Below are 22196 nucleotides of genomic sequence, written 5' to 3'. Positions count from 1 at the left end.
ATAGTTTCCTCCTGAATGACAGGGATGGACTCCATAGGCTTAAAAAAGTAAACAGGCAGAAAGTGCGTAATATCAATTTTTAATAAACCAAATTAATTTAAGTACTGATACACCAACTAAAGAAAGCCGAATAACGGATAACGACCAACGAATAACTACTTTCCTATCATCCGGTTCATCATTTTCTTAAACATGCCGGGTTGGGTTAGTTTATCAAGGTTGTGGTTCATTATTTCCATTTGCCTTAACAAGCGGGTTTGGGTTTCGTTGTCGCGGTCTATTTTTTCGAGCAGGGTGCGTTGCGTTTGGTTCAGTTCCTGGCGCATGGTTTCCTGCTGGCGATGGAGTTGCCCAAAAGGCTCCAGGTAATTAACAATGCGCTCGTAAATATTATCGCGGTTCAGGTGCTCGAAATGGTTGGCCCAGCGTTCGTAAGCATTTTGAGCATCTTGCTCTAAATATTTCATCCGGGCGTCCATGAGTTCGGTTAAGCGGCCCGCCGACTGGTCGTAAAACTGCTCAATCTTGGCCGAAATATCTTCCATTTCGCGCTCGTGCTTGCTGAAAAAGTCGAGCTGCTTCTGAATCAGGTTGTCGTGCTGACCAATATGTTGCCCCAGGTTGTTAATGCCTTTCTCAAAGCTGCTCATGCGATCGAGTAAACCATGAATTTTGCTTACCGTCTGGTCGCCCATTTCCAGTGATTTATTCAGCGAAATCTGGTAACCTAAAAACTTCTGAAATTCCTCGGTACTCCGGGTAACCTTATCGAACACCTGCACACTGGCGTTGGCGATTTCGGTGTAGCCTACTTCTTCCATCTTCACCAGGAAATCGCGCTGTACCTTAATATTTTCGGTTATGCCGGCAATAATGGGTTTAAAATCGGCTACCTTATCAAAAAAATCTTTGTTAAACGCATCCAGCACCGATTTTAGGTTACCTAAACTGGTAGCCATATCGGAGTGCAATTTGGGCAGCAAGCGCGCCTGCAAAAAGGTGTAGTAATTGTTTTTTAGACGGTCGCGTTCGGAGCGGGCATTTTTAAACAGGTTGTTGCCCCATAAAGTAAAAAGCAAACCGGCAAAGCTGCCCACCATGGCCACCACCACACCCGTTATAAAAGTCTGGATGGATTCGTTGCTGACACCTTCGCCGAAAATAATGCCTGATAAGCCCAGGATTACACCCAAAAAAGTACCCAGCAAACCAATGTAAAGCGGCGTAGCCACCGTAGCTTGTATTTCACTTTCTAGCACTTCCGATTGCCGTTCCGCAATATCTTTTAAAATATTAAAATCGGCGGCTGCGCCTTTGTTGTGCCGTAAATAATCGTTTGTATCCTGAATAATTTCGGCAAAAGCCGAAGAAGGCCGGTCGGCGGCGATAATGTCAATTTCTACTTCCGGTGCAGTGGTGGTTGATGCCGGCGGAACATTATTTCCGGCAGTTTCCAATCCTACTATTTGGGTATCGGTGTTCTGGGCAATATTTAGCAGCCGCAGGTACGGCATCTGGTAAGTTTCGGAGGTTGAAGTAAAACCATCGTAAACGGTTTTCTTCATTTCTATTGCTTCGCCGCGGTTATTCAGGTTTATAACCTGGTGCAGTTCCGAAGGCTTGCTCAGAAATAGAAATTTTTTGCCTTGTTCCAGTAAGGCTAGCTTTTCGGCAGCAGCCGGCTGTAAACTATTACGGGCTTCGTTGGGCGTTTTGCCGCTCGCATCTACGTATTCTTTGGCAATTCGCAACCGGTTTTTTGACGGGAATAACTCCGCCAGCCGGGCTATCTTTCCACGGTTCTGGAGAAAGATAAAGCCTTGCAGGAGTACAATCCCGATGATTACGAATATCTCTAATATTACTTCAAACATGTTTAGTTTAAGGTCGAATTTTACTTTTGTTATAAGTATTCCTCCTTTGTTATTCAGCAGGAAACTATTTAGCTGTTTTTTATCCTGTTGCTACCCTAAAACTGCTATAAGGTTGGAATGCAAATGTAAGGTACTATTTTTTATAGGATTGATAATTACCCAAATAATGGATTTACTCTCTGGAAAAATTTACCTTTTAAATTTCAAGTCGCTGAAATAATAAAATGTCATTCGGGAAGAACCATTACTGCTACCTGCTAAATAGTTTCTTCCTGAATGACACCTACAAAGTGAGAAACAGCTATCAAATAAATTAAGTAAATTAAGCTAAAAAGCCATCAACTACTTGCAAGTTAGCTTTTACTCGAAATGAATATTCGCCTTTTTATCAATACGCCAAAAACCATCCTGGTAAGTAAGGGTGCCGGGCTCATCCGTAATAATGCGGGTTGCATGCTGGTTGTTTAGCTGGTACGTACAAGCATCTTTCAGCGATAGATAAGCACTCTCGATAGCGGTACGGTGTACCGGCGAGTTGGGTACAATCCGGAAGGCAGCTTTGCTGGGGTCCTTACGGCTTACCCGGATTTCGTAGATGCTGTCGTGCTGCTGCGTCGGGTGTAAATCCTGCTCGTGGAAGCCGCCGTTTACGGGTACCCGGGCAAATTTGCTTTGGGGTTTATCCGGGGCTGGCGCAGGAGCGGGTTCTGGTTGAACGGCAATTGGTGCTGGTGGCGGGTTTAACAAGGCTTCTTCTAATTCAGCAGGCAATTCTACCTTTGGTTTAGGCGCTTCTTTGGGCGGAGCAGGGACCGGAACCTCGGCTTTAGGAGCTGCTGCAGGTGTTGAACCGTTTTTCAGTTTGGCGGTTTCGCGGGCAACTGCCTTCTGCACCAGGCTTTCTATTTCTTCGCGCGAGAGTTGGCCGTTGCCACCGTTTGTTTTCCGGCCAGGGGCATTTGCCTGTTGCGTTAAATAATCAATATCTTTTTTGCGTTGGTCCATGCGCTTGTTCAGCGCATTAATTTTGGTATACAGGAAATATATTAATCCTAAACTTAGTATGCTTAACAATAAGGCCGCAGTCGTCATCCAGTTGGTGGTTTTAGTTTGGTCTTGTGGTTGTTTTTTCGATAAAGAACTCAATTGATTCTCGGCAAAGGCACTTTCAACCGCCGTGTCCGGATCGGTTTCGGTGGCATCCGGGGCGGTAAACGCTTCGTCGCCGGTGGTAGGGTCATCGGGCAGGCCGGCACCGGCTACCGCAGCCGGCGGATTTACATAATCGGAGGCAATTTGCTGTAATTGCTTATATAAATCGCTTAGCTGTTGCCGCCGGTTTATATCTTTCATGCGCTGCTCATTTTCGCGAAGCTTTGCATTAATAGATTTAATTAATAAGTCGAGCTGCGCTTTCGCATCTTTACCGCGCTTGTAAGTACCGGTTTGTTCTATGGGCCGATACAGCTTAGAATAAATCTGCGATTTGCTGTCTTCCTGCCGGATAGCTTCTTCAAACTGCTTTAAAGTAGTTGAATTACTAATATTCTGCGGCTCGGTTAACTTGGCATCGCGGTAAACAAAAGAGGCGGTTTCGGTCCAGATATCCAGCTTGGCCTGCTCCATTTGGTTCGGCTGCTGGGCCAAAGCTATGCTTTGTAATCCAACGAATAAACCTATAAATACAACCAGCTTAAGCCTCTTTAAACCCGACGCGTAATTACTTTTAACTTTTAGCTTTGCTTTAAACCGTTGCTTTATGGGCATAATGCTTTTCATACAACTCTCTCGATAAATTAAATAATGTTTGCTTTAACGGGTAGAAGAACAGCGTTTCGGGCAGTACTTCATCCTGGCGCAAGTGTTTATGTAGTTGGTTCAGGCCGATGCTAAGGCTGTCGGAAATCTGCTGCCGCAAATATTCCCGCATAAAGTTCATGTCTACCTGCACGCCTAAATCCGGTAGCAAGGATACCACTTCCGGGTCTTGTAGAACCAAGTTCAAATATGCTTGGGAATTAGCCAGCACCGATTCGCGCACAGCGGCATCTACCTGCTCGCCGGTTGTAAAATTAACCCGGATATCCTGGGGCTCGGTGCCGCCCAATAATTTGGTTTCCTGGATATAATCGTAAGCCCCGTGCTCGGCCGACCCATCGAATAATACGCCACCGTTGGCCGTAGCTTCTTTGGGGTTATTAGCCAAAATAATTTTAAAGTTGGCTTTCGGTTCCTGGCCGGTTACTTTCTTCAGAATCGCTTTGGTCAGGCGTTCTACCACCATCATGTTGGCGCCGCCGCTGAGTAATTTCACGTACAAACTGCCCTTGCCACTGAAACAGAAATACCGGGGGGTATCTATGCCCAGGTGTTTAATCAGTTGCCCGATGTGGTAAATAATGGCGGTGTAATGCAGGTAAAAAATAATGCGTAGCTGCCGCGATTTAAGCAAGTGCTGACTAAACCGCAGTTCATCGTCGTAACTGAATAGTAAACTCACCACGTCGGCCGAGTGGAACTGCTCGTTATTCATGGCCAGTTCAAAGGCCTGACGGGCTTCCTGCTCCTGGCTGGAGGTAGGCATAGCGCGGCTTTCCTGCCGGTAAGATTGCAGGAAACCATTTTGCTTGCCGTTGCCCTGCATCCGGTTATAACCTTCGCTCCACAGGTCGTCGCCGGCAAACCTAAACGAGGTACTGAAAGCGGGTTGCTGGCCTTTCAGGAACAATAAATCGGTGGTACCACCGCCTATGTCAATATTTACCACGTTTTCGTCGCGGTTGGCTACTACCTGATTGGTGGCCGTTAAATAATAGTAAGGCGCTACCGATTCGGTAATATTGATGGTAGACTGGCTGGTTTTAAAAGTTTGCTGATACGCCTCGTCCCACTTGCTTTTAAACTGGTTCAAAGAAAACATATCGAAGCTGAGCGGCCGGAACCAGATAAGCTTAGTGTTTTCGATGATACCGTTGTTCAAAGCAACCTTGTGCTTCATCATCCAGAGCAATTCCCGGAAAAAAGCTTCGATCCGGTCCTCGCCGTGCGTATCCAGTTCCATCGACCACTTTAAATTCGTTTCGTAACGGGCCTGCTGCACCGCCGATACTTCGGAATTAATGGCAAAACCAATATTTATATTGCCAAGTACCTGGGTAGGTTCGTTCGGGAAATTAGGGGTTTCGCAGGTAGCCGTCCGGATCGGGAATTCAAAAATAGAACCCTGCTCGCCAATAAACGAGGGCACAAATTCGCGGTTCTGAATCAGCAGTACCGGGAATAATTCGCCGAAGCCGGCCCGGTAGCGTTCATATACCGTTTTATTCGCGTCGGCCGAGGGGCTGTTGAGCAGCACCACCTGCATATCGCTGAGGCCAATAGTAAAGGTTTTCGGGTGGGCACCCGGTTGGTTGTTGTAGGCTACGTGCGTATTGGTCGTGCCAAAATCCACCGAAAAAGTGAAATTCTGGGTGCCACGGTCTAACTCCGTCCATTTAGGCACTACCAAGCCTTTTACATTATCGCCCTGCGGACAAATCAGCTCTAAATAATCAAAGTGCGTATGCCTTACTTCAAAATAAGTAGAGCCCGCCGACGCCATGGTTTTGGAAGTACGCTGTATTTTATTCGCACTGCGGCTGCCGCCTTCCGGGGTTATCAGCTGGTTCTGCACATAGAAATTCAGGTCGTAGCGTTTGTTAACCAGACTCGGAGCAGTATCATCATCTACCAGCATCACCTTGTACAAATCGTTGTGCTGCGGCTGGCTGCGCATTTTGTAGAACGGGAAGAACCCTAAACCAATTTTGGCTTTGATAATAGCCCCTTTTTCCGGTACTTCCTTACCGTACTGGTCTTTGGGGTTTTGCGGATTGGTGTAATAACTGCGCTCGTAGGTAATAAAGTCGTTGCCCTGCACCGGAATGCGAAGGCTTACTTTAATATGATTAATATCGATGGCAAAAGTCAGATTCTCATACAAATCGTGCACATCAAAATAATCGAAGAAAGTGCGTTTGATGGGCAGCAAATACGGAAACTTGTGTTTTAAGCGGGTATCGGCACCGTAGCTGTAGGTAACCTGGCCGGTATGGAAGCGGTCGGTGTTTACCTCGTAAGGCATCTCGATTAAATGTTCTTCCAGAAAATCGCCGATGGTCAGGTACGGATATTTATATTTCTTGCCCGGCAGAATACGGTTTTCCAGTGGCGCATGCTCTACCCAAGGCACGGCCGTAGCGGCATCCCAGCGCTGTCCGTTTAGGTAATTTGCTTCAATCTTCAGGTTCGGCTTCAGCACGATTGGCAACACTGAAGGCTGCGACACCGTTGGGCTAACCCGGATAAATAAATCGCTGCTGATTTCGATGGCGTTGGACCTAGTAGGCAGCACCAAATCCTTAATCGTAACGGGATTGCCCTGTACATCGGCCAGGGTACTGTAGGTGCTGGCAAAGCTGGTAGGCGTAATATCGCCGCGCAGTTCCAGGGCATTAAACCGCTCCAGGTTTAAATTGGCAAATACGCTGCCGCTAAAGTTTTTCTGCCGGAGCTGCGGTTTGGTCAGGAACAGGCTGTAAACAAATTCCTGAAAAGCCCGGTCCCGGTCGTGCAGCAGCACAATATTTTTATCGAAATAATGGCCGCGGGCCTGCGGGCGCTCAATATCCAGAGGCTGCACCGCTGGTGTGGTAAAGAGCAGGGTAAACGGCGAGGTGCCGCCAATCAGGCGTTCGGCGGTTTCGCCGTTGGGCCGGGTATATTCGTAATAAATCAAATACAAATCGGCAAAGCCCTGGAAGCGGCCATCGTTTAAGAACAACCGCAGGGTATCGCCCAATAATTTGGTGCCTGGGTTGGTTCTTAATATTTGCAGCTCGCTCTCAATATTCCAGCGGCGGATGCTGATTTTTTTGCCGGCTTCCTGGTAATGGTGGTAGTTAAACAGCAGCTCGAACAAATCCCAGTAATGCGACACCAACTCGTGGTACAGCGATTGCTGGTGCCGTCCTTTATCGGCGTTCACAAAATCAAATGCCGTCTCGAACAAGTGCATCCGCGCAAAAGGCGTAGGGATAGACGTAACAATTTTGCTCGCCTTGGCCCCGGTCGGGTCGGTGATATCGTTAATTTCAATGTGCGTTATCTGCGACGATTGCTGCCAGCCTTCTATCTGCTGTTTTCCTTTGTCGTGTAAGCGAAATACCTTTGGCATAAGCTAATTTTTTAGTTAATAGTGCGGGTGTTAGCCCATCTTGGTTTGGTAACAGGCAATATTTTAAAGCCTATTGTTTCTATTCTTATTTCCTGCTGTTTAGAGAACCATTTATAAAATATAGTTTCTAAAACAGGTTGATTTTGGATTATATTTTAGTAAGCAATAACTGCTATTCCTTTAACCTTCCGCCCTCCGGGCACCTTCCCTAAAACAGGGAAGGAGTTGGGGCTAATGCATTGGATAGGTCTAAAATTATAGTTAGCCGCAGTTCCCCGCCTATTTTAGGAGGGGTTAGGGGTGGTAAAATTTTGTCTAATCTCCTCTAGCACGCCCTCTAATTGTTCAAATACTGCTTTATTCTCAAACCGAATAATTTTAATATTCAAGCTGTTTAAATATTCTGTTCTTTTACTATCAGCTTCATAGGCACTATCTGTAAAATGAACCTGACCGTCTAATTCTATGCCTAATTTCTCCTGCGGGCAATAAAAATCTAAAATGTAATTACCAATACTATGTTGTCTTCTGAATTTCCGGCCATCTAGTTTGCTGCTTTGCAAATGCTTCCACAACTCGGCTTCGGCAGGTGTTAAGCTGCTTCGGTTTTGCTGCCGCAGGTCTTTTAGGTTTTTACGGTTGTGAGTATTGTCGGCCATAATTCAATATGTGTATCAAACCACCCCCTGCCCCTCCTTATCCAAGAAGGGGAGCCTTTGATTACCTTTTCTGCTTACCTGATTCCAATAATTTATTCTCTGGTTATTAACATCCTTTTACCAATATCTAACTTCCAAAATCCAACTACACCGCCTTTACTTTTTCCGAAAATGCTTTTTGGGTGGCGTTTTCGAAGAGCATGATGAATTTGCGGAAGCGATCGGGTTCGGTTATTTTCTTTTCGGTGGCGTCGAGCTCGTTCCGGAAAAAACCGTGGCTGATCCCTTTGTCAAAAGGGTTCCAGGCTTTGGTGATAATTTCTTTGCCCCGGATCATCAGGTTGAAATCATCGGTGCTCAGGTTGAAGGGCGCGAACGAGCGCTGGTTGTGGTTAAGTTCTTTTAACCAATTCAGGAAGCCAAAATCGTTGCTGTTGATAATCTTATCTAAATCTTTGAACAGGCTGTCTTTACCTATTAGGTTATTTAGTTCCAGGGTTTTGTAGTACGGCGAGTCGCTGTCTTCGCGCAGGTAATTGTTAAAGTAAGTGGCAAAATACAGGAAGCGGCTCAGGCTTTCGGCAATTTTCTCTTTTGATTCCGGCGATAAATGACCAAACTGAATTTCCCGGGCATCTTCGGTGAGGCCAAACTCGTGGTATAGGGTATCGTTGCCAAAATCAGCTGGACCGTAATCCATGAAATCGAGCACGGCCATGGCGCTGAGTAATTCTATAATATGGGCGCGGTTTTGCTGACCGCTGCCGCCGGGCTGGTTCTGGTAAGGCGCATCGGGCGTATCGGCAATGTAATACAAAGCCTCCAGGCCGTTCAGGTGCTGCTCGTAGTACGAGAGGGCCGCCCGGGTTTTGGTAATAAAAGTGTTCGAGTCGATTACGCTGCCGTCGTCGGCTTGCAGGGCAAAATAAGGCAGTACGGTAATGGCACCCGTTAGCGCATCCTGAATGTAACCGGCGTTGGCGAGCGGCGAATTGGCATCTTTTAGATTTTTAAGGAGCAAAGGGAAACCCGCCGCGCCGGTACCGCCAAATATGGAGCTTACGAAAAAGATGCGATCGCCTTTCTGGAAGTTCTTTGCAAAATATTGGATCTCCGCCGACTCTACTACTTTGTTCAGAACGATGCTGCCAATGTTGGGGCTGCCCCGGAAACCAATGGTAAGCGGACTTTCCAAGTTATCTTCGGTGAAGAGCAAATCCACGACGCTTTTGGTACCTGGCGTGAGATTATTATACTGAATATAATCGCGGAAACGCTGGTTAATGCCGCCAAAGTCAAAAACAAAAGTATCCTGCACCGCGCCGTCGGTGTCGTTGGCCAGGCTCGAAAGCGTGCTGATATCGGTTTTGAAGAACCCGTTGGGGCGGTTGCCCAGGTGCTTGTGCAAGCGGCGGTATACTTTTAATAATTCTACCGTCCGGTTCATGTCGCCGTTCTGCGCATCCGGATCGATGATGATGGGAATTATTTTTTCACAGTTTTTGATTTCGGCTCCGGCGGCCAGCAACATCGTTAAAGACCGGATAACGCGGGAACCGGTGCCCCCTATTCCGAATATAAAGAGTTTAGACATAGTATTTAGTGGTTAATAGCAGAATGAAGCTTTTAGTATCCATCCCTTTCATATTTTATTAGGGCTTACAATTTTACGTCCGCAGCAGAAAGTTCTCTTTTTGCTACTTTCACCTCGCTGGTTTCTCATTATTAAAATTAACCCTTCCGCCCTCCGGGCACCTTCCCTAAATTAGGGAAGGAGTTGCAGAAGCACCCTGGTTTATCCAACTTGCTGCTCGATTTAACAATTCTAATTATTGCCGCTTCGGCTCATCATACCGGATAATCTTGTGCTACTGCCGCTCCCCTCCTTGGATAAGGAGGGGCAGGGGTGGTTTGATTTCTACCACCTCAAAACAGTTCTTAAAACCGAACCGGCGTTGTACTAGCACCCCTGGACCATCTACGGAATAGGAACGAGAAAATAATGTAAAATAATGCCCCGTATAAAGCATTAATTGTGGCAAAGCTCCAGACGTACGAGTTTTGTTCTACTTCTTTGGTATCGCAATATTGCAGCGCATACCCAAAACCAATGACAGCACTCAGCAGCATAAATAGCGCCCAATGCCAGGCTTTCCGGAAAAAAGCAACCGGTAAAATGTGGTTGATGAGGTAATAAAAAACAAACATCAGCAGCAGGCTGGTAATAATATTAACCAGGCCCACATTCGGGAATATTTCGTTCCAGAATACTGGCCGGGTTTGCGGCGGCTGCGGCGATGACAAGAATAACTCGTAAATAAATTTAAAGAAACCTGGTAGCATATCGTTTATTTTTCTTTTTGTAATCCTATTGCAATATCAAAAATATTCCCGCCGGTGCCCGCGCCAAAAGCCCGTTCAACGCCATCCATAATGCCCGCCAGGTTAAAGGTTTTAGCCCCTTCCTGGTTTATCTGGCTATCGTTGGGGGTGGTCCATTGTTGCACCCAAGTTGGACGTTGGTTAGCCAATTGCAGGTGCATCTCGGTTTGCGGCGCATTTAGTTTGGTAAATTTTATTTTGATAAAGTGGGTAAAGGGTTTTAGCGGATCAGTGTTTTTGCCGCTAACGCCGGGCAAAGTCCGGAATTGCGCCGCCGGGTAAATATTTGTTATTTGGGCATCCGTATTTTCGGCCTGAATTTTTAAATTTTGTTTCAGGTAACCGGCGCTGGTAAAGGCGCTGGGTAACCCGTTAAAGTTGGCCCCCACAATCATTTCTACCGGCGCTTTCATGTCGCTGATGGTAATGGCCTGGCAACTGCCGTTTTCGGCCACGCAGTACCAGTTGCCAGCCGGCATGTATTTATCTAATACCGAATAAGCCGGGGCCTCAAAAGTAAAACCCGAATGTACTTGTTCCGGAAAGGTATTTTTTACGAGTTCCCGGTTAAACAAACTTACCAACTCGGGTTTGCCCATTACCCAAACGTAGTACGGAACAGGTGTGTCGCAGCAATTAGCAATGGTGCGCTGGGCTGATTTTTCGGCTGGGTAAAAAGTGCCGTCGAAGTCGGAAGTGGCAGCGAAAACCGACACCGCTTGCCCTTGTTGTTTCGCTTTGGATAAAACGCGGTAAATATCGGTGCTCACGAAACTTACGGCCCGGTTATTCTCCGGTGAATAAATAAAATCGGAAATTAAAATATTAACGCCGTCCTGGTTTTGCGAAATAATAGAATCCAGAATAGCCGGAATGGTGGTGCTGGAAGCCGATTGTTGAATGCCGTAGCGCACGGTGCGCGATAATTGTTCGTAGTTAATCGGGTAAGGCTTTTCGCGCACTTCAAAATAGCCCTTGTTTTGAATAATATTGCTTTGCTGAATGGTAGCCAGAAAAGGATCGATGGTTTTCTGAAACTCGGTAATGCCTTCGGCCTTGTTGGTAGGCATAAAACCTTTCATGCTGCCTGAAACTTCCAGAAATACGTTTACCTGCCCAATATTGGTGTTAGCCGCTGGAGTGGCTGGCTTTTCTTTATTCGTGGTTTTACTGGTTGTAGATGTTGTTTCAGATGTCTTTTCGTTCTTGCCACAAGCCGACACAAAAAGCAACAGGAAGCACGCGAAGACAGTGAGTAGCTTCATCGGTAAAAAAATAGAACTGTGGGTCATGTAGCTAATATTTTTATATCAGAGGCAAATTAAATACCAAAACTGCAATGTATGTCTTACGAACGAACGATACGAGTGTTGTTAATTGTATAAGTGTAAAAGGCTGGTTACAGTAAATATATAGTAATGTACTTATATTTTGGCGGTTAGCGTTTTTTATATCTGATTATTTAATCCAACGTTGCTGCAAATATTTTAAGAATATTTATGCGGAATGGCAATTAAATTATTCGCTGAAATTAATCTCGGTATTATCGCCGATGTTAAAGCTGTGAGTTAAGCCCAGCAGAGAAGCATCGTTGCCAACGATAGAATCGTGCATAACGGCATTACGCAATTCGCTGTAAGAGCCAATAATAGAGTCGTGCAAAATGGTGTGCTGCACAATGGTGTAATCGCCGATGGCTACGTTGGGGCCAATAATAGAGTTGGCAATGGTACAATTCTGGCCAATGCTCACAGGCGGAATAATAATCGTATTCGGAAACTGTAAATTATCGGCGTTCAGGTAAGGTGGGCGGTTGAGCAAAATGGCATTAGCTTGCAACAAGGTTTCTTTCCGGCCGCAATCAAACCAATTATCTACGGGCAGGGTAGCTATTTTTTCGCCGTTTTTAATCAGGTGCATCAGCGCATCGGAGAGGTGATACTCGCCCAACGTTTTTATTTCTTCCTGCATCATATACGCCAGCGCCGCTACCAATTTTGCCGGGTTATGAATTTTATAAAGCCCTACCAAAGCAATATTCGACTTTGGTATTTTAGGCTTCTCTACAACTTTGGTTACCAGTTCATCCGGGCCCAGCTCGGTTACCCCAAAAAGCGATGGCGTATCTACTTTTTTCACGCCCAGCATCGTGCCGGGGTGTTCCAGCAGCTTTTGCATATCCACATCTACCACCGTATCGCCCAATATTATAATAATATCGGTTTCGTTTTCGTACGTTTCCCGGGCTACGTATAAAGCATGGCCCAGGCCTTCGCGCGGTTCCTGCACCACAAACTCCGCCCGTATATTTGGGTATTCGCGCTTTACAAAAGCTTCAATTTTTTCGCCCAGGTACCCAATTATAAATACAAAATCTTCGATGCCGGCCGCCAGCAAGCGTTTTATAATATGCCCCAGAATAGTATTGCCCGCTACCGGAATTAGTGCTTTGGGTTGGGTGTGGGTGTGCGGGCGAAGCCGGGAACCAATACCTGCCACGGGAATAATAGCTTTCATGCTGGTTTTGTTAGGTGGTGCAATTTAAATAATTAAATGGCTCGTGAAAGTGCTTTAAGTATAAACTGAGCGCAATTGGTTTAAACTACCGGGCAAACTAAACTTAAAAGAAAACTTAAAAACAGATTAATTAATAGGCCATATTTAATATTTATAACTGTGATTACCTAAATTCGTACCTCTAAGGCGTTATCATATATAAATGCCGTAATTTAATTTCTAAATAATAAACAGAAACTATGAAAAAACTGATGCTTTACTTTTTTGGGTTAGTCGTGTTGCTTTCCCAGACCTCCTGCGGATACAACGAAATGGTATCTAAAGACGAAAACGTAAGTGCAAAATGGGCCCAGGTACAAAATGCCTATCAGCGCCGGGCCGATTTAGTGCCTAACCTGGTAAATACCGTAAAAGGAGCCGCTAATTTCGAAAAAACCACTCTTACCGATGTTATAAATGCCCGGGCCAAAGCTACCAGCATGCAAATAAGTCCGGAGAATTTAACACCCGAAAATATTGCCGCATTTCAGGCCGCGCAAAGCCAGTTAAGTGGTTCGCTGTCAAGGTTATTAGCCACCGTTGAGAGTTACCCCGAGCTAAAAGCCAACCAGAACTTCCTGGAATTGCAAGCCCAGTTAGAAGGTACGGAAAATCGCATTTCGGTAGAACGGATGAATTTTAATAATGCGGTGCAGGATTACAACACTTATATCCGATCGTTTCCGCGCAATATTTTTGCCGGTTGGTTTGGCTTCGAACGCAAAACGCCTTTTGCCGCCGACCCAGACGCTCAACACGCGCCAACGGTACAGTTCTAAATTTTAGTTAAGCGTTATGAGTTAAGAGTTAGTATTTCCCAAAATACGTTTATTTCAGCTCTTAATTCATAACTCTTAACTTTTAACTACACAAAGCATGAGAGATACTATAACGCCCGAGGACGAGCAGCAGATAGTAAACGCGATAAAGGAAGCCGAAAATAATACTTCCGGCGAAATTCGCGTGCACATAGAAAATACCTGCGACATAGCTGTACTGGATAGGGCTACCCAGGTATTTGCTTACTTACACATGCACCAAACGGCGTTGCGCAACGGGGTACTTTTTTACGTGGCCCTCCAGAGCCATAAATTTGCCGTACTCGGCGATGCCGGTATAAATGCCGTAGTGCCGCCTAACTTCTGGAACGAAATAACCAGCCTCGTAATTGGCTATTTTAAGCAGGAACAGTACGCCGAGGGTTTAGCCAAAGGTATTTTAATAGCCGGCGAACAGCTAAAAGCTTATTTCCCGCACAAAGGCGAATCTGATGTAAACGAATTGAAAAACGATATTTCCTTCGGGAAAGATTGACAACGGCAACCATTAAAGATGCAGCCGGGTTAGGATATATTTTAAATTCCTGCACGGCTAAACTGGTTGCCAACACCCAGGTCATGATGATGAAAAAAGGTTTTCTGTTAATATTATTTTATGCCGTTCTTAGCTTGTCGGCCGCTTGGGCACAGGAAGGTACAGAGCTTCCGCCGCGCCCCAATCCGCCGCGTTTGGTAAACGACCTGGCCAATATTCTGAGTCCCGATGAAGAAGCAGCCCTCGAACAAAAGCTGGTGGCTTATAACGATTCCACTTCTACCCAAATTGCGGTTGTAAATATTACCTCTATCGGGCCTTACGATATTTCGGATTACGCCGTGCGGCTGGCCCAACAGTGGGGCATTGGGCAGGAAGGCAAAAACAACGGTATTCTTATTTTAACGGCGGTAAACGAACGCAAAGTAAATATTACCACCGGCTACGGCATGGAAGGCGTAGTGCCCGATGCCATTGCCAAACGCATTACCGAATATACCTTAAAACCCAATTACCGCAACGGCAATTATTATCAGGGCCTGAACGAAGCCACCAGTTTTATTATTGATGTAGCCAGCGGCCAGTACAAAGCCGACCCTAAGGATAGTAGCGGCGACGGCGGTTCATCCATTTTCTTCTGGCTGATTATTGGTTTCCTGGTGCTGATTGTGCTCATAAACCTGCGCAAGCGTGGCGGTGGTGGCCGGGGTGGCGGCGGTATGCGCACCTTGGGCGGACCATTCTTTCCACCGGTTGTTTTCGGCGATTTTTCCGGTGGCCGTGGTCCTTTTGGGGGCGGTGGTTTTGGGGGAGGCGGGGGTGGCGGCTTCGGCGGTTTTGGCGGCGGTTCTTTTGGTGGCGGCGGTGCCAGCAGCGATTGGTAAAATTATTTAGCCCGGTTTATACCCAATATACCTTCATCCATTCGTAAACATTTCTATGAATATTATAGAGAAAGGTACCGGCAAACAGATAGAATTTCTGGAAAAGGTAAATAAAAGTACCTGGAAGAAGTGGTTAGCCGTGGCCATAGTTCTCTTATTGCTGGCTGGTGGTGTGTTTCTGTTAAAATTATACCCACTGGTTTTTTCGCCTTACGATTTTATTTTCATTGCCTTTTTTATTGTGGTAGCCAGCTATCTTTTAGTGCGGGTGCTTCGCATGAAATAATTGTAGTCAGATGAAATCTTCGGTCTTTATCTTTTTTCTTGTACTTATAATTCCGGTTTGCTGTGATGCACAAACTAATAATGCTGCTAAAGCTCCCGGCGATAGTATTATGATTACCATATTCCTGAAACATCAGCAGGATAAAAATTTAAAGGAAATTCAGAAAGTACAGGAAGCTAATAAATTATGGGAAATATTTCCGCCCAAAGAAGCCCGGGTAGTTTCGTGGTATGTTATGATGGGTATTGGGCAGGTAGTTACGGTAAAAATACCAGCACATGCTTTAAGAACCTTAAATCTGGCTATTGAGAACGGCGCCTGGGGTGCTTTCGACACTGAGTTTTACCCGACCTACGATTACAAACCTATTTGGCAGGATAGAGTAAAAAATAAAAGCACTCCTCTCAACCATAATATTCTAGAATATGCCGTCGGACAGAATCTACTATACCTTACTCGTTTATCTCCGCGAAGGGCAGGACCCTATTTATCAGGCGTATGAGAATAAGGTATTACCGCTTTTACCTAAGTATAACGGCAGGCTTGAACTCCGGCTAAAATCGAATAAAACAGCACCCAATCAGCCCGACGAAATTCATGTGGCCTCTTTCCCATCCGTAGCTGATTTTGAAGCTTACCGGGATGACCCTGAAAGGTTGAACAGTGCCGGTATGTTCCAGGATTCTGTTGCAGAAGCGGTGTTGGTGCAGGGCGTTAGGATTGATTTTTAGAAAGATAGATTATAGGTGTTGAGGAAATTAGATTAAGATAGCTTATACCCTAGAAAATATCTCACCCCAAACTCTTCAAAAACACCTCGGCCCATAATAAGTCTTCGGGAGTAGTAATTTTAATATTATCGTAACTGCCGGCCACCAGGTTAATCTTCTGGCCAAACCGCTCTACTACCGAAGCATCATCGGTAAAAGTAGGTTCTTCGGGAAGTTCGTATGCGCGCCGGAACAAGGGTAACCTAAAACATTGGGGCGTTTGCACCAAACGAAACTGGCTGCGATCCAAGGCTTTGCTCTTGGTTTTAAATACCTGCCGGATAGATTCTTTTAAAGGTACCGCCACCACGGCATTCCCCTTTTCGGCGGCAACGGCAAAAGCCGCTTTTATAATAGCTACTGGTACAAACGGGCGCACACCATCGTGCACGGCCACAATGCCATCTGATGTTTTAATAGCGGCTAATCCATTTTTTACGGAAGCAAAGCGGGTTGCACCACCCGTTACCACTTCGTGTTTAACCTCGAAAACGTGGGTATAACATAAAGCCTGCCATTTGGCAATCTGGTTCTGGGGCAACACCACTACTAATTTTATTTGGGGATTATATTCGTAAAACCGCCGGATAGTATGCATCAGAATAGGCTGCCCGCCAATAGCTATAAATTGCTTGGGCACCTCGCTTTGCATACGCGACCCTGTACCGCCTGCCACCAATATTGCTGCCTCCGGAAGTTCTACTGCCATAGATAAAAATTTTATTATCTTGAATAATTAGCTAACACTACGCATAAATAAATCCGTTGTAAATGTAAAAACAAAACCCGCCTGACCTTAAATCAAGCGGGTTGTTGTTATACCAATTTGGTAAAAGCTTATTTATTTAGCTACCAAACTCCTGTTACAAATATCTAAAGATTAATTACAGAATTAGCATTACATCGCCGTAGCTAAAGAAGCTGTATTTTTCCTTAACAGCCACTTTGTAAGCATCCATAATTAAATCGTAACCACCAAACGCACAGGTCATCATCAGCAACGTAGATTCGGGCATGTGGAAGTTGGTAATCAGGGCATTCGGAATTTTAAAATCGTGCGGCGGAAAAATAAATTTATCGGTCCAGCCTTCGGTAGCCTTCAGGCGGGCATTCGCCGATACCGACGATTCCATGCCCCGCATGGTAGTAGTACCTACGGCACAAACCCGTTTTTTATTATCGAGCGCCTGGTTCACTACCTGGGCCGTTTCATCCGAAATAATAAAATGTTCGGAGTCCATTTTGTGCTTGGTCAGGTCTTCTACGTCTACGGGCCGGAAAGTACCCAAGCCCACGTGCAAAGTAACCGGCACCACGTCTACACCGTTCAGTTCCAAACGCTTTAGTACCTCGCGGGTAAAATGCAAGCCGGCCGTTGGAGCCGCTACCGCACCTACGTGCTTGGCGTAAACGGTTTGGTACCGCTCCCGGTCTTCGGGTTCTGCGGCCCTTTTTAAATATTTAGGCAGCGGTGTTTCGCCTAAATCGTTAATGGTTTTGTAAAAATCTTCGTCGGAGCCATCGTACAAAAATTTAATGGTGCGGCCGCGCGAAGTGGTATTATCAATTACTTCGGCTACCAGGTCGCTGTCGCCAAAATATAATTTATTGCCTACCCGGATTTTCCGGGCGGGGTCTACCAGCACATCCCACAAATGGTTTTCTTTGTTTAGCTCGCGCAGCAAAAAAACTTCGATTTTAGCGCCGGTTTTTTCTTTGTTGCCGTACAAGCGGGCCGGGAACACTTTGGTATCATTTACCACCATTACATCGCCCTCATCAAAATATTCCAGGATATCCTTAAATACTTTGTGTTCTATTTTACCGGTACTCCGGTGTACCACCATCATACGCGCTTCGTCGCGGGCTTTAGCCGGGTGGGTAGCCATTAAATTAGCAGGCAGGTCAAATCTGAATTCAGAAAGTTTCATCTTTAAATATTACGGTATTTAACTTAAGTGTATAAAGCAATTAGGAGAACAGGTGTTGGAGGAAGTGGTGGTATTCCGCAACAAAAGTTTGTGTGCACTTTGCAGATAACTGTTCTAAAATTGAGGCGCAAATTTAGTTACTTTTACCGGACTTTTGTTTAAATTTAAAAAATTTAGTTTATCAACCACCATTGTGATATACCTCCGGCTCATATTCGAAAGTTTTCGGTTTGCCTGGCAAGCGTTAAAAGCTAATTTACTGCGCACGATTTTATCGTTGTTGGGCGTAACCATTGGAATATTTGCCATTATTTCGGTTTTTACCATTGTCGATTCCCTAGAACGTAATATTCGCAGCAGTGTTAACTTCTTAGGAAATAACGTTATTTATATTCAAAAATTTCCCTGGGCTTTTGGCGGCGATTACCCGTGGTGGAAATATTTTAAACGGCCCAGTACTAATATTCGCGAGTTCCGGCTCCTGGATCGCAAAATCGAAAACGACGAAGGCGTAGCTATTTTCTGGGGGCGGGGCGGCAATACCCTTAAGTTCGGCAACAACAGCATGTCGGATGTAAATTTGCAAGGAGTATCGTACCAATTTAACCGGGTATCGGATGTGCCCGTAGGGCAAGGCCGTTATTTTACCGTAGCCGATGTAGATGCCGGCCGCAATGTAATTATAGTGGGGTACCAGGTAGCCAAAAATCTTTTCCGTGATTTAGACCCGTTGGGCAAAACCCTAAAAATACGAGGTTTAAAATTTACAATAATTGGGGTAATGGAAAAGCAGGGCGATAGTTTTTTGGGTATGCCCACCAACGATAAAAATGCTTTTGTTCCTTACGGTGCTTTTAATAAATTATTCTCGATTGGGCAGCAGGGACTGGAACCGGTAATTGCCATAAAAGGCTGCGAAACCGATATTGGTTTGCAAGAACTGGAGTACGAAATACGCGGCGTAATGCGCAATATTAGAGGCTTAAAACCGCGCGACGATGATAATTTTGCGCTTAACCGCCCCGAGCTGGTAGCCAACCAAATTTCGAGCATGTTTCAGGTAATTGGTTTAGCCGGTTGGGTTATTGGGGGCTTTTCTATTTTGGTAGGCGGCTTTGGTATTGCCAATATTATGTTCGTGTCGGTTAAAGAACGTACCAATATTATTGGCATTCAGAAATCGCTGGGCGCTAAAAATTACTTTGTGCTTTTCCAGTTTTTATTCGAATCGGTGTTTCTGAGTTTGATTGGGGGTGGTATTGGCATTTTACTCGTGTTCCTGCTCACCCTTATTCCGCAGGACGCTATGGAAATATTACTCTCAATGGGAAATATTGCCCTGGGATTAGGTGTATCGGTGGTAATTGGCGTGTTATCGGGTATTATTCCGGCCGTGCTGGCCTCTAACCTCGACCCCGTAATTGCCATTCGATCGAAGTAATATTTTCTGGCCTGTAAAATATATAATTTTTAGTATATTTGTTCTTTGCTTAGACCCGGCATCTTTCAAGAGCAAAACCAACGTGCTTAAAATTATTCTTAAAACTTTATTTATACTGCTGCTTGCTCTTCCGGCATATAGCCAGGCAGTTGATACGCTAAATACACCGGCCAAACCCAGGGACGGTTTAACGCAATTAGCTTTAGCTTATTATAAAATAAAATTTACTAAAGAGCAGCGCAAGCAACTGGTAGGCGTAGAACTGGAATTTATTTATAGCGTTACCCCAGATGGCACTCCTACCCTGGAAGAAGTACATGGCACAAACGAACCCGCCATTATAGATAGCCTAAAACGCATCACCAGCTTATTACCAAAATTTCAGCCTAAAAGAGAAAATGGTATAAACGAAAGCGACCTTTTGTTTATGAAGCTGCAATTTCCGCGTTACCGGGTAGCCGCGGAACCGCTGCACAACTACAACTTTGGTTATAAAGCTTTTACCCTGAATGATTTAGAATATATTCACAAATCGGGCAGCCGGATAGACGGACTGATTGGTGTTTTAGGCAATGGCTTTGCCGGTAATGCCGGTAAGCATTTAGGTTTGGGCGGCGGCATGAAAATGGATATGCTTTACACCGGCAAAAATGGTTTTGGCGGCGGCATGACCATGAGCTTTTACGGTAATAAATTAAAAGAACCTTACCCCCTCCAGGTTACCCGCGCGCAAAATAATGCACCTCCTACCCTGTTCTTGGGTATAATTGCCAGTAAACTACTGTCGCAAAAAGAACAAAGCAATTTTAATTTACAGTTAGAATTAAATTATGCTATTCAGAATGTTACGCCCAAAGAAAGCGAAAACGATAAAGACTGGGTACAACTCCAGGGTTTTAGTCCGGGCCTGGTAGCTAATTATGCGCTTAAAATAGGTAAAGACAAACTGTATTATTACTACGGCAGCCCCATGCTGTATAGCAATTACTTTAATTTAAATGGCGGTATCAGGCCAATATTTTTTAACTTAAAAGAAGCCTCCGGCTTAATGCTGGAATTTGGCATTTCGTTCCGGATGGGCATGCACGGCGTAACCGAATACAAACTAAAACCCGAAGCTTTAGTGCCAGGTAAATAATCGTTGCTCAGCCGGCCCCAAACCGTGCCTGCTTCAACTGCTGGCTACTATTGCTATTCTTTTGTTCATTTTCAATCAGCTTTTGTTTCATAAGAGTACCCGCCGGGCTTATCTTTCGGTTGGGTGTAACTTCTTTTTACCAGATTAAGTAGACCAAGAGGTACGGCCGGCGCAAAGCATTAAACGTTCAGGCAAATGGCTAATTATAGCCTTTAAACGCCGTCTTAAGCTTAACCTAACAACAGCGCTTGCTATTACCATAAATAAAATATTGTTCTTTTTTTCAGAACAAACTACTTTAACCGTTACCGGTAAAAGAATGCTCATTTTAAAATACAAGAATACGCCGGCAGCAAAAGAGGCCCTGACCGGCATTTAGCAATACCATATGACCAAACTCAGAAAAACCAGTAAAACCAAACTCCAGGAAGAGAACACCAACGTAGGCAGCGGGCAAACCATTATTCAGCCCGAAGTAAACGAGAATAAGGCCAAATCTATTAAAAAGGCCCGGCAAATGGCCCGCGAGGAGAATATTCAGATTTCGGAAGAAGATCAGAAAATCCGGAAGGCTTTTGTAGATAAAGACTGGAACGAGATAAAAATTGCCGATTCCTGGCAAATATTTAAAGTAATGGCCGAATTTGTGGAAGGCTTCGAAAAGCTTTCGCGCATTGGTCCCTGCGTTTCTATTTTCGGTTCGGCACGCACCAAACCCGATAGCCCGTATTACATTATGGCCGAAGAAATTGCGGCCAAGCTGGTGCGCCACGGCTACGGCGTTATAACCGGCGGTGGCCCGGGTATTATGGAAGCCGGTAACAAAGGCGCCCACGCCGAAGGCGGCAAATCGGTAGGTTTAAATATTGAACTGCCGTTTGAGCAGTTTCATAACATTTACATCGATTCGGATAAACTGATTAATTTTGATTACTTTTTTGTGCGCAAAGTTATGTTTATTAAGTACGCACAGGGCTTTGTAGTAATGCCGGGCGGCTTTGGCACCCTCGACGAATTATTTGAAGCGATTACGCTTATCCAAACCCGCAAAATAGGCCGTTTCCCCATTATTCTGGTAGGCAAATCCTACTGGCAGGGGCTCATGGACTGGATAGAAAGTGTTATGCTAACCCAGGAAAGCAATATTAACCCCGAAGACCTGAAGCTGGTAAATATTGTAGATACGCCCACCGAAGCCGTTAAAGTGATTGACGAGTTCTACAGCAAATATTTATTATCGCCCAACTTTTAAGGTTGCGGCTTAGTAAAATAGTTAATGCAAAAGCCGCTTTCCCATTGTAAAGTGGCTTTCCTAATACTTCACGCAATAATTAAGCTACAGTAGCTCTTTATTTCTAACTAAATCCATAGCGTACCATTGCCTTTAAGAGCATTATACAAAAAGTACTTAGTATATGTAACAAGTATATAAATATACCTGTTATACTTGTGTTGTATGGTTATCATACCGTGGTAAATTTAATAATGCAGTTGCTCCTAAATTAGAGCAAATAATGTAGACAGGAGGCTTCATGAAACTCACATTAGTTATAGAAGAAGGCAGAAGTGGCTTTTTGGTTGGTCAAATAAAAGAGATTCCTGGTGTTATAACCCAAGGCACTACTATTGAAGAAGTAAAAGAAAATATCTTGGATGCCCTGGAGTTATATTTGGAAGATATGCGCGAAGATTTCAAAGGCTCTTCTGAAAAAAAGGTTTATGAAGGAGATGTAGAGCTTGCTTAGT

At 45.0% G+C, this 22196-nt stretch carries 20 protein-coding genes; 10 read left to right on the top strand and 10 right to left on the bottom strand.

From position 1 onward, the window contains the following. Nucleotides 1-155: 155 nt before the first annotated feature. From F0145_RS15185 to F0145_RS15150, 8 genes are all read right to left on the bottom strand, one after another. Nucleotides 156-1874, bottom strand: a complete 1719-nt coding sequence (locus tag F0145_RS15185) for a hypothetical protein (protein ID WP_150089384.1) — start codon at nt 1872-1874, stop codon at nt 156-158. A 360-nt stretch (nt 1875-2234) separates the two neighbouring features. Next, on the bottom strand, nt 2235-3653 hold the full coding sequence (locus F0145_RS15180) for a hypothetical protein (RefSeq protein WP_150089382.1): 1419 nt from the start codon (nt 3651-3653) through the stop codon (nt 2235-2237). Then, the gene (locus F0145_RS15175) at nt 3619-7089 is read right to left on the bottom strand and encodes a hypothetical protein (protein ID WP_150089380.1); all 3471 of its coding nucleotides are present in this window, start codon (nt 7087-7089) and stop codon (nt 3619-3621) included. Before F0145_RS15175 ends, F0145_RS15180 begins: the two co-directional genes overlap by 35 nt. Nucleotides 7090-7373: 284 nt before the next feature. Next, on the bottom strand, nt 7374-7748 hold the full coding sequence (locus F0145_RS15170) for an endonuclease domain-containing protein (RefSeq protein WP_150089378.1): 375 nt from the start codon (nt 7746-7748) through the stop codon (nt 7374-7376). 145 nt (nt 7749-7893) lie between these two features. Continuing rightward, nucleotides 7894-9342 (bottom strand): hypothetical protein, encoded by a 1449-nt coding sequence (locus F0145_RS15165; protein WP_150089377.1) that lies wholly within the window; start codon nt 9340-9342, stop codon nt 7894-7896. Nucleotides 9343-9686: 344 nt separating this feature from the next. Next, the gene (locus F0145_RS15160; RefSeq protein WP_150089375.1) at nt 9687-10091 is read right to left on the bottom strand and encodes a hypothetical protein; all 405 of its coding nucleotides are present in this window, start codon (nt 10089-10091) and stop codon (nt 9687-9689) included. Nucleotides 10092-10096: 5 nt separating this feature from the next. Then, nucleotides 10097-11395, bottom strand: coding sequence for a hypothetical protein (locus tag F0145_RS15155; protein ID WP_150089373.1), 1299 nt, complete (start codon nt 11393-11395; stop codon nt 10097-10099). Between the two features lie 253 nt (nt 11396-11648). Further along, nucleotides 11649-12647: a sugar phosphate nucleotidyltransferase gene (locus tag F0145_RS15150; RefSeq protein ID WP_150089371.1), complete on the bottom strand. Its 999-nt coding sequence runs from the start codon at nt 12645-12647 to the stop codon at nt 11649-11651. Between the two features lie 239 nt (nt 12648-12886). Here F0145_RS15150 and F0145_RS15145 point away from each other — a divergent pair, with 239 nt between their 5' ends. From F0145_RS15145 to F0145_RS15120, 6 genes are all read left to right on the top strand, one after another. Further along, nucleotides 12887-13465: a LemA family protein gene (locus F0145_RS15145; protein ID WP_150089369.1), complete on the top strand. Its 579-nt coding sequence runs from the start codon at nt 12887-12889 to the stop codon at nt 13463-13465. 97 nt (nt 13466-13562) lie between these two features. Next, on the top strand, nt 13563-14000 hold the full coding sequence (locus F0145_RS15140; RefSeq protein ID WP_150089367.1) for a TPM domain-containing protein: 438 nt from the start codon (nt 13563-13565) through the stop codon (nt 13998-14000). Next, nucleotides 13997-14884, top strand: coding sequence for a TPM domain-containing protein (locus F0145_RS15135; protein WP_223816093.1), 888 nt, complete (start codon nt 13997-13999; stop codon nt 14882-14884). The genes F0145_RS15140 and F0145_RS15135 overlap by 4 nt, the downstream gene beginning before the upstream one ends. 55 nt (nt 14885-14939) lie before the next feature. After that, nucleotides 14940-15170 carry a hypothetical protein gene (locus tag F0145_RS15130; protein WP_150089365.1) on the top strand — a complete coding sequence of 77 codons (231 nt, stop codon included), beginning with the start codon at nt 14940-14942 and terminating at the stop codon, nt 15168-15170. A 10-nt stretch (nt 15171-15180) separates the two neighbouring features. After that, complete coding sequence (locus F0145_RS26635) at nt 15181-15672, top strand: hypothetical protein (protein ID WP_223816091.1); 492 nt, start codon at nt 15181-15183, stop codon at nt 15670-15672. Next, on the top strand, nt 15596-15901 hold the full coding sequence (locus F0145_RS15120) for a DUF1330 domain-containing protein (RefSeq protein WP_150089363.1): 306 nt from the start codon (nt 15596-15598) through the stop codon (nt 15899-15901). Before F0145_RS26635 ends, F0145_RS15120 begins: the two co-directional genes overlap by 77 nt. A gap of 61 nt (nt 15902-15962) precedes the next feature. Here F0145_RS15120 and F0145_RS15115 read toward each other — a convergent pair whose 3' ends face one another. Together F0145_RS15115 and queA are read right to left on the bottom strand one after the other, a co-directional pair. After that, the gene (locus F0145_RS15115; RefSeq protein ID WP_150089361.1) at nt 15963-16649 is read right to left on the bottom strand and encodes a 2-C-methyl-D-erythritol 4-phosphate cytidylyltransferase; all 687 of its coding nucleotides are present in this window, start codon (nt 16647-16649) and stop codon (nt 15963-15965) included. Between the two features lie 175 nt (nt 16650-16824). After that, nucleotides 16825-17871 carry a tRNA preQ1(34) S-adenosylmethionine ribosyltransferase-isomerase QueA gene (queA, locus tag F0145_RS15110; RefSeq protein WP_150089359.1) on the bottom strand — a complete coding sequence of 349 codons (1047 nt, stop codon included), beginning with the start codon at nt 17869-17871 and terminating at the stop codon, nt 16825-16827. Nucleotides 17872-18064: 193 nt separating this feature from the next. Between queA and F0145_RS15105 the strand changes: the two genes are divergently transcribed. From F0145_RS15105 to F0145_RS15090, 4 genes are all read left to right on the top strand, one after another. After that, nucleotides 18065-19312 (top strand): ABC transporter permease, encoded by a 1248-nt coding sequence (locus tag F0145_RS15105; protein WP_150089357.1) that lies wholly within the window; start codon nt 18065-18067, stop codon nt 19310-19312. An 82-nt stretch (nt 19313-19394) separates the two neighbouring features. After that, complete coding sequence (locus F0145_RS15100) at nt 19395-20450, top strand: hypothetical protein (protein WP_150089355.1); 1056 nt, start codon at nt 19395-19397, stop codon at nt 20448-20450. Nucleotides 20451-20967: 517 nt separating this feature from the next. Beyond that, nucleotides 20968-21702 carry an LOG family protein gene (locus tag F0145_RS15095; RefSeq protein WP_223816098.1) on the top strand — a complete coding sequence of 245 codons (735 nt, stop codon included), beginning with the start codon at nt 20968-20970 and terminating at the stop codon, nt 21700-21702. Between the two features lie 280 nt (nt 21703-21982). Further along, the gene (locus F0145_RS15090) at nt 21983-22195 is read left to right on the top strand and encodes a type II toxin-antitoxin system HicB family antitoxin (protein ID WP_150089351.1); all 213 of its coding nucleotides are present in this window, start codon (nt 21983-21985) and stop codon (nt 22193-22195) included. The last annotated feature ends 1 nt before the right edge of the window (nt 22196 follow it).

The sequence above is a fragment of the Adhaeribacter rhizoryzae genome (genome assembly GCF_008629685.1).
Classification (GTDB): domain Bacteria; phylum Bacteroidota; class Bacteroidia; order Cytophagales; family Hymenobacteraceae; genus Adhaeribacter; species Adhaeribacter rhizoryzae.
The sequence above is the reverse complement of the archived record's forward strand: the minus strand, read 5'-3'. Positions and strand labels throughout refer to the sequence as shown.

Bases quoted from the DNA above. Each gene is read 5' to 3' on its own strand.
- F0145_RS15185 (WP_150089384.1), bottom strand. From the start codon at position 1,874: ATGTTTGAAGTAATATTAGAGATATTCGTAATCATCGGGATTGTACTC.
- F0145_RS15180 (WP_150089382.1), bottom strand. From the start codon at position 3,653: ATGAAAAGCATTATGCCCATAAAGCAACGGTTTAAAGCAAAGCTAAAA.
- F0145_RS15175 (WP_150089380.1), bottom strand. From the start codon at position 7,089: ATGCCAAAGGTATTTCGCTTACACGACAAAGGAAAACAGCAGATAGAA.
- F0145_RS15170 (WP_150089378.1), bottom strand. From the start codon at position 7,748: ATGGCCGACAATACTCACAACCGTAAAAACCTAAAAGACCTGCGGCAG.
- F0145_RS15165 (WP_150089377.1), bottom strand. From the start codon at position 9,342: ATGTCTAAACTCTTTATATTCGGAATAGGGGGCACCGGTTCCCGCGTT.
- F0145_RS15160 (WP_150089375.1), bottom strand. From the start codon at position 10,091: ATGCTACCAGGTTTCTTTAAATTTATTTACGAGTTATTCTTGTCATCG.
- F0145_RS15155 (WP_150089373.1), bottom strand. From the start codon at position 11,395: ATGAAGCTACTCACTGTCTTCGCGTGCTTCCTGTTGCTTTTTGTGTCG.
- F0145_RS15150 (WP_150089371.1), bottom strand. From the start codon at position 12,647: ATGAAAGCTATTATTCCCGTGGCAGGTATTGGTTCCCGGCTTCGCCCG.
- F0145_RS15145 (WP_150089369.1), top strand. From the start codon at position 12,887: ATGAAAAAACTGATGCTTTACTTTTTTGGGTTAGTCGTGTTGCTTTCC.
- F0145_RS15140 (WP_150089367.1), top strand. From the start codon at position 13,563: ATGAGAGATACTATAACGCCCGAGGACGAGCAGCAGATAGTAAACGCG.
- F0145_RS15130 (WP_150089365.1), top strand. From the start codon at position 14,940: ATGAATATTATAGAGAAAGGTACCGGCAAACAGATAGAATTTCTGGAA.
- F0145_RS26635 (WP_223816091.1), top strand. From the start codon at position 15,181: ATGAAATCTTCGGTCTTTATCTTTTTTCTTGTACTTATAATTCCGGTT.
- F0145_RS15120 (WP_150089363.1), top strand. From the start codon at position 15,596: ATGCCGTCGGACAGAATCTACTATACCTTACTCGTTTATCTCCGCGAA.
- F0145_RS15115 (WP_150089361.1), bottom strand. From the start codon at position 16,649: ATGGCAGTAGAACTTCCGGAGGCAGCAATATTGGTGGCAGGCGGTACA.
- queA (WP_150089359.1), bottom strand. From the start codon at position 17,871: ATGAAACTTTCTGAATTCAGATTTGACCTGCCTGCTAATTTAATGGCT.
- F0145_RS15095 (WP_223816098.1), top strand. From the start codon at position 20,968: ATGGCCCGCGAGGAGAATATTCAGATTTCGGAAGAAGATCAGAAAATC.
- F0145_RS15090 (WP_150089351.1), top strand. From the start codon at position 21,983: ATGAAACTCACATTAGTTATAGAAGAAGGCAGAAGTGGCTTTTTGGTT.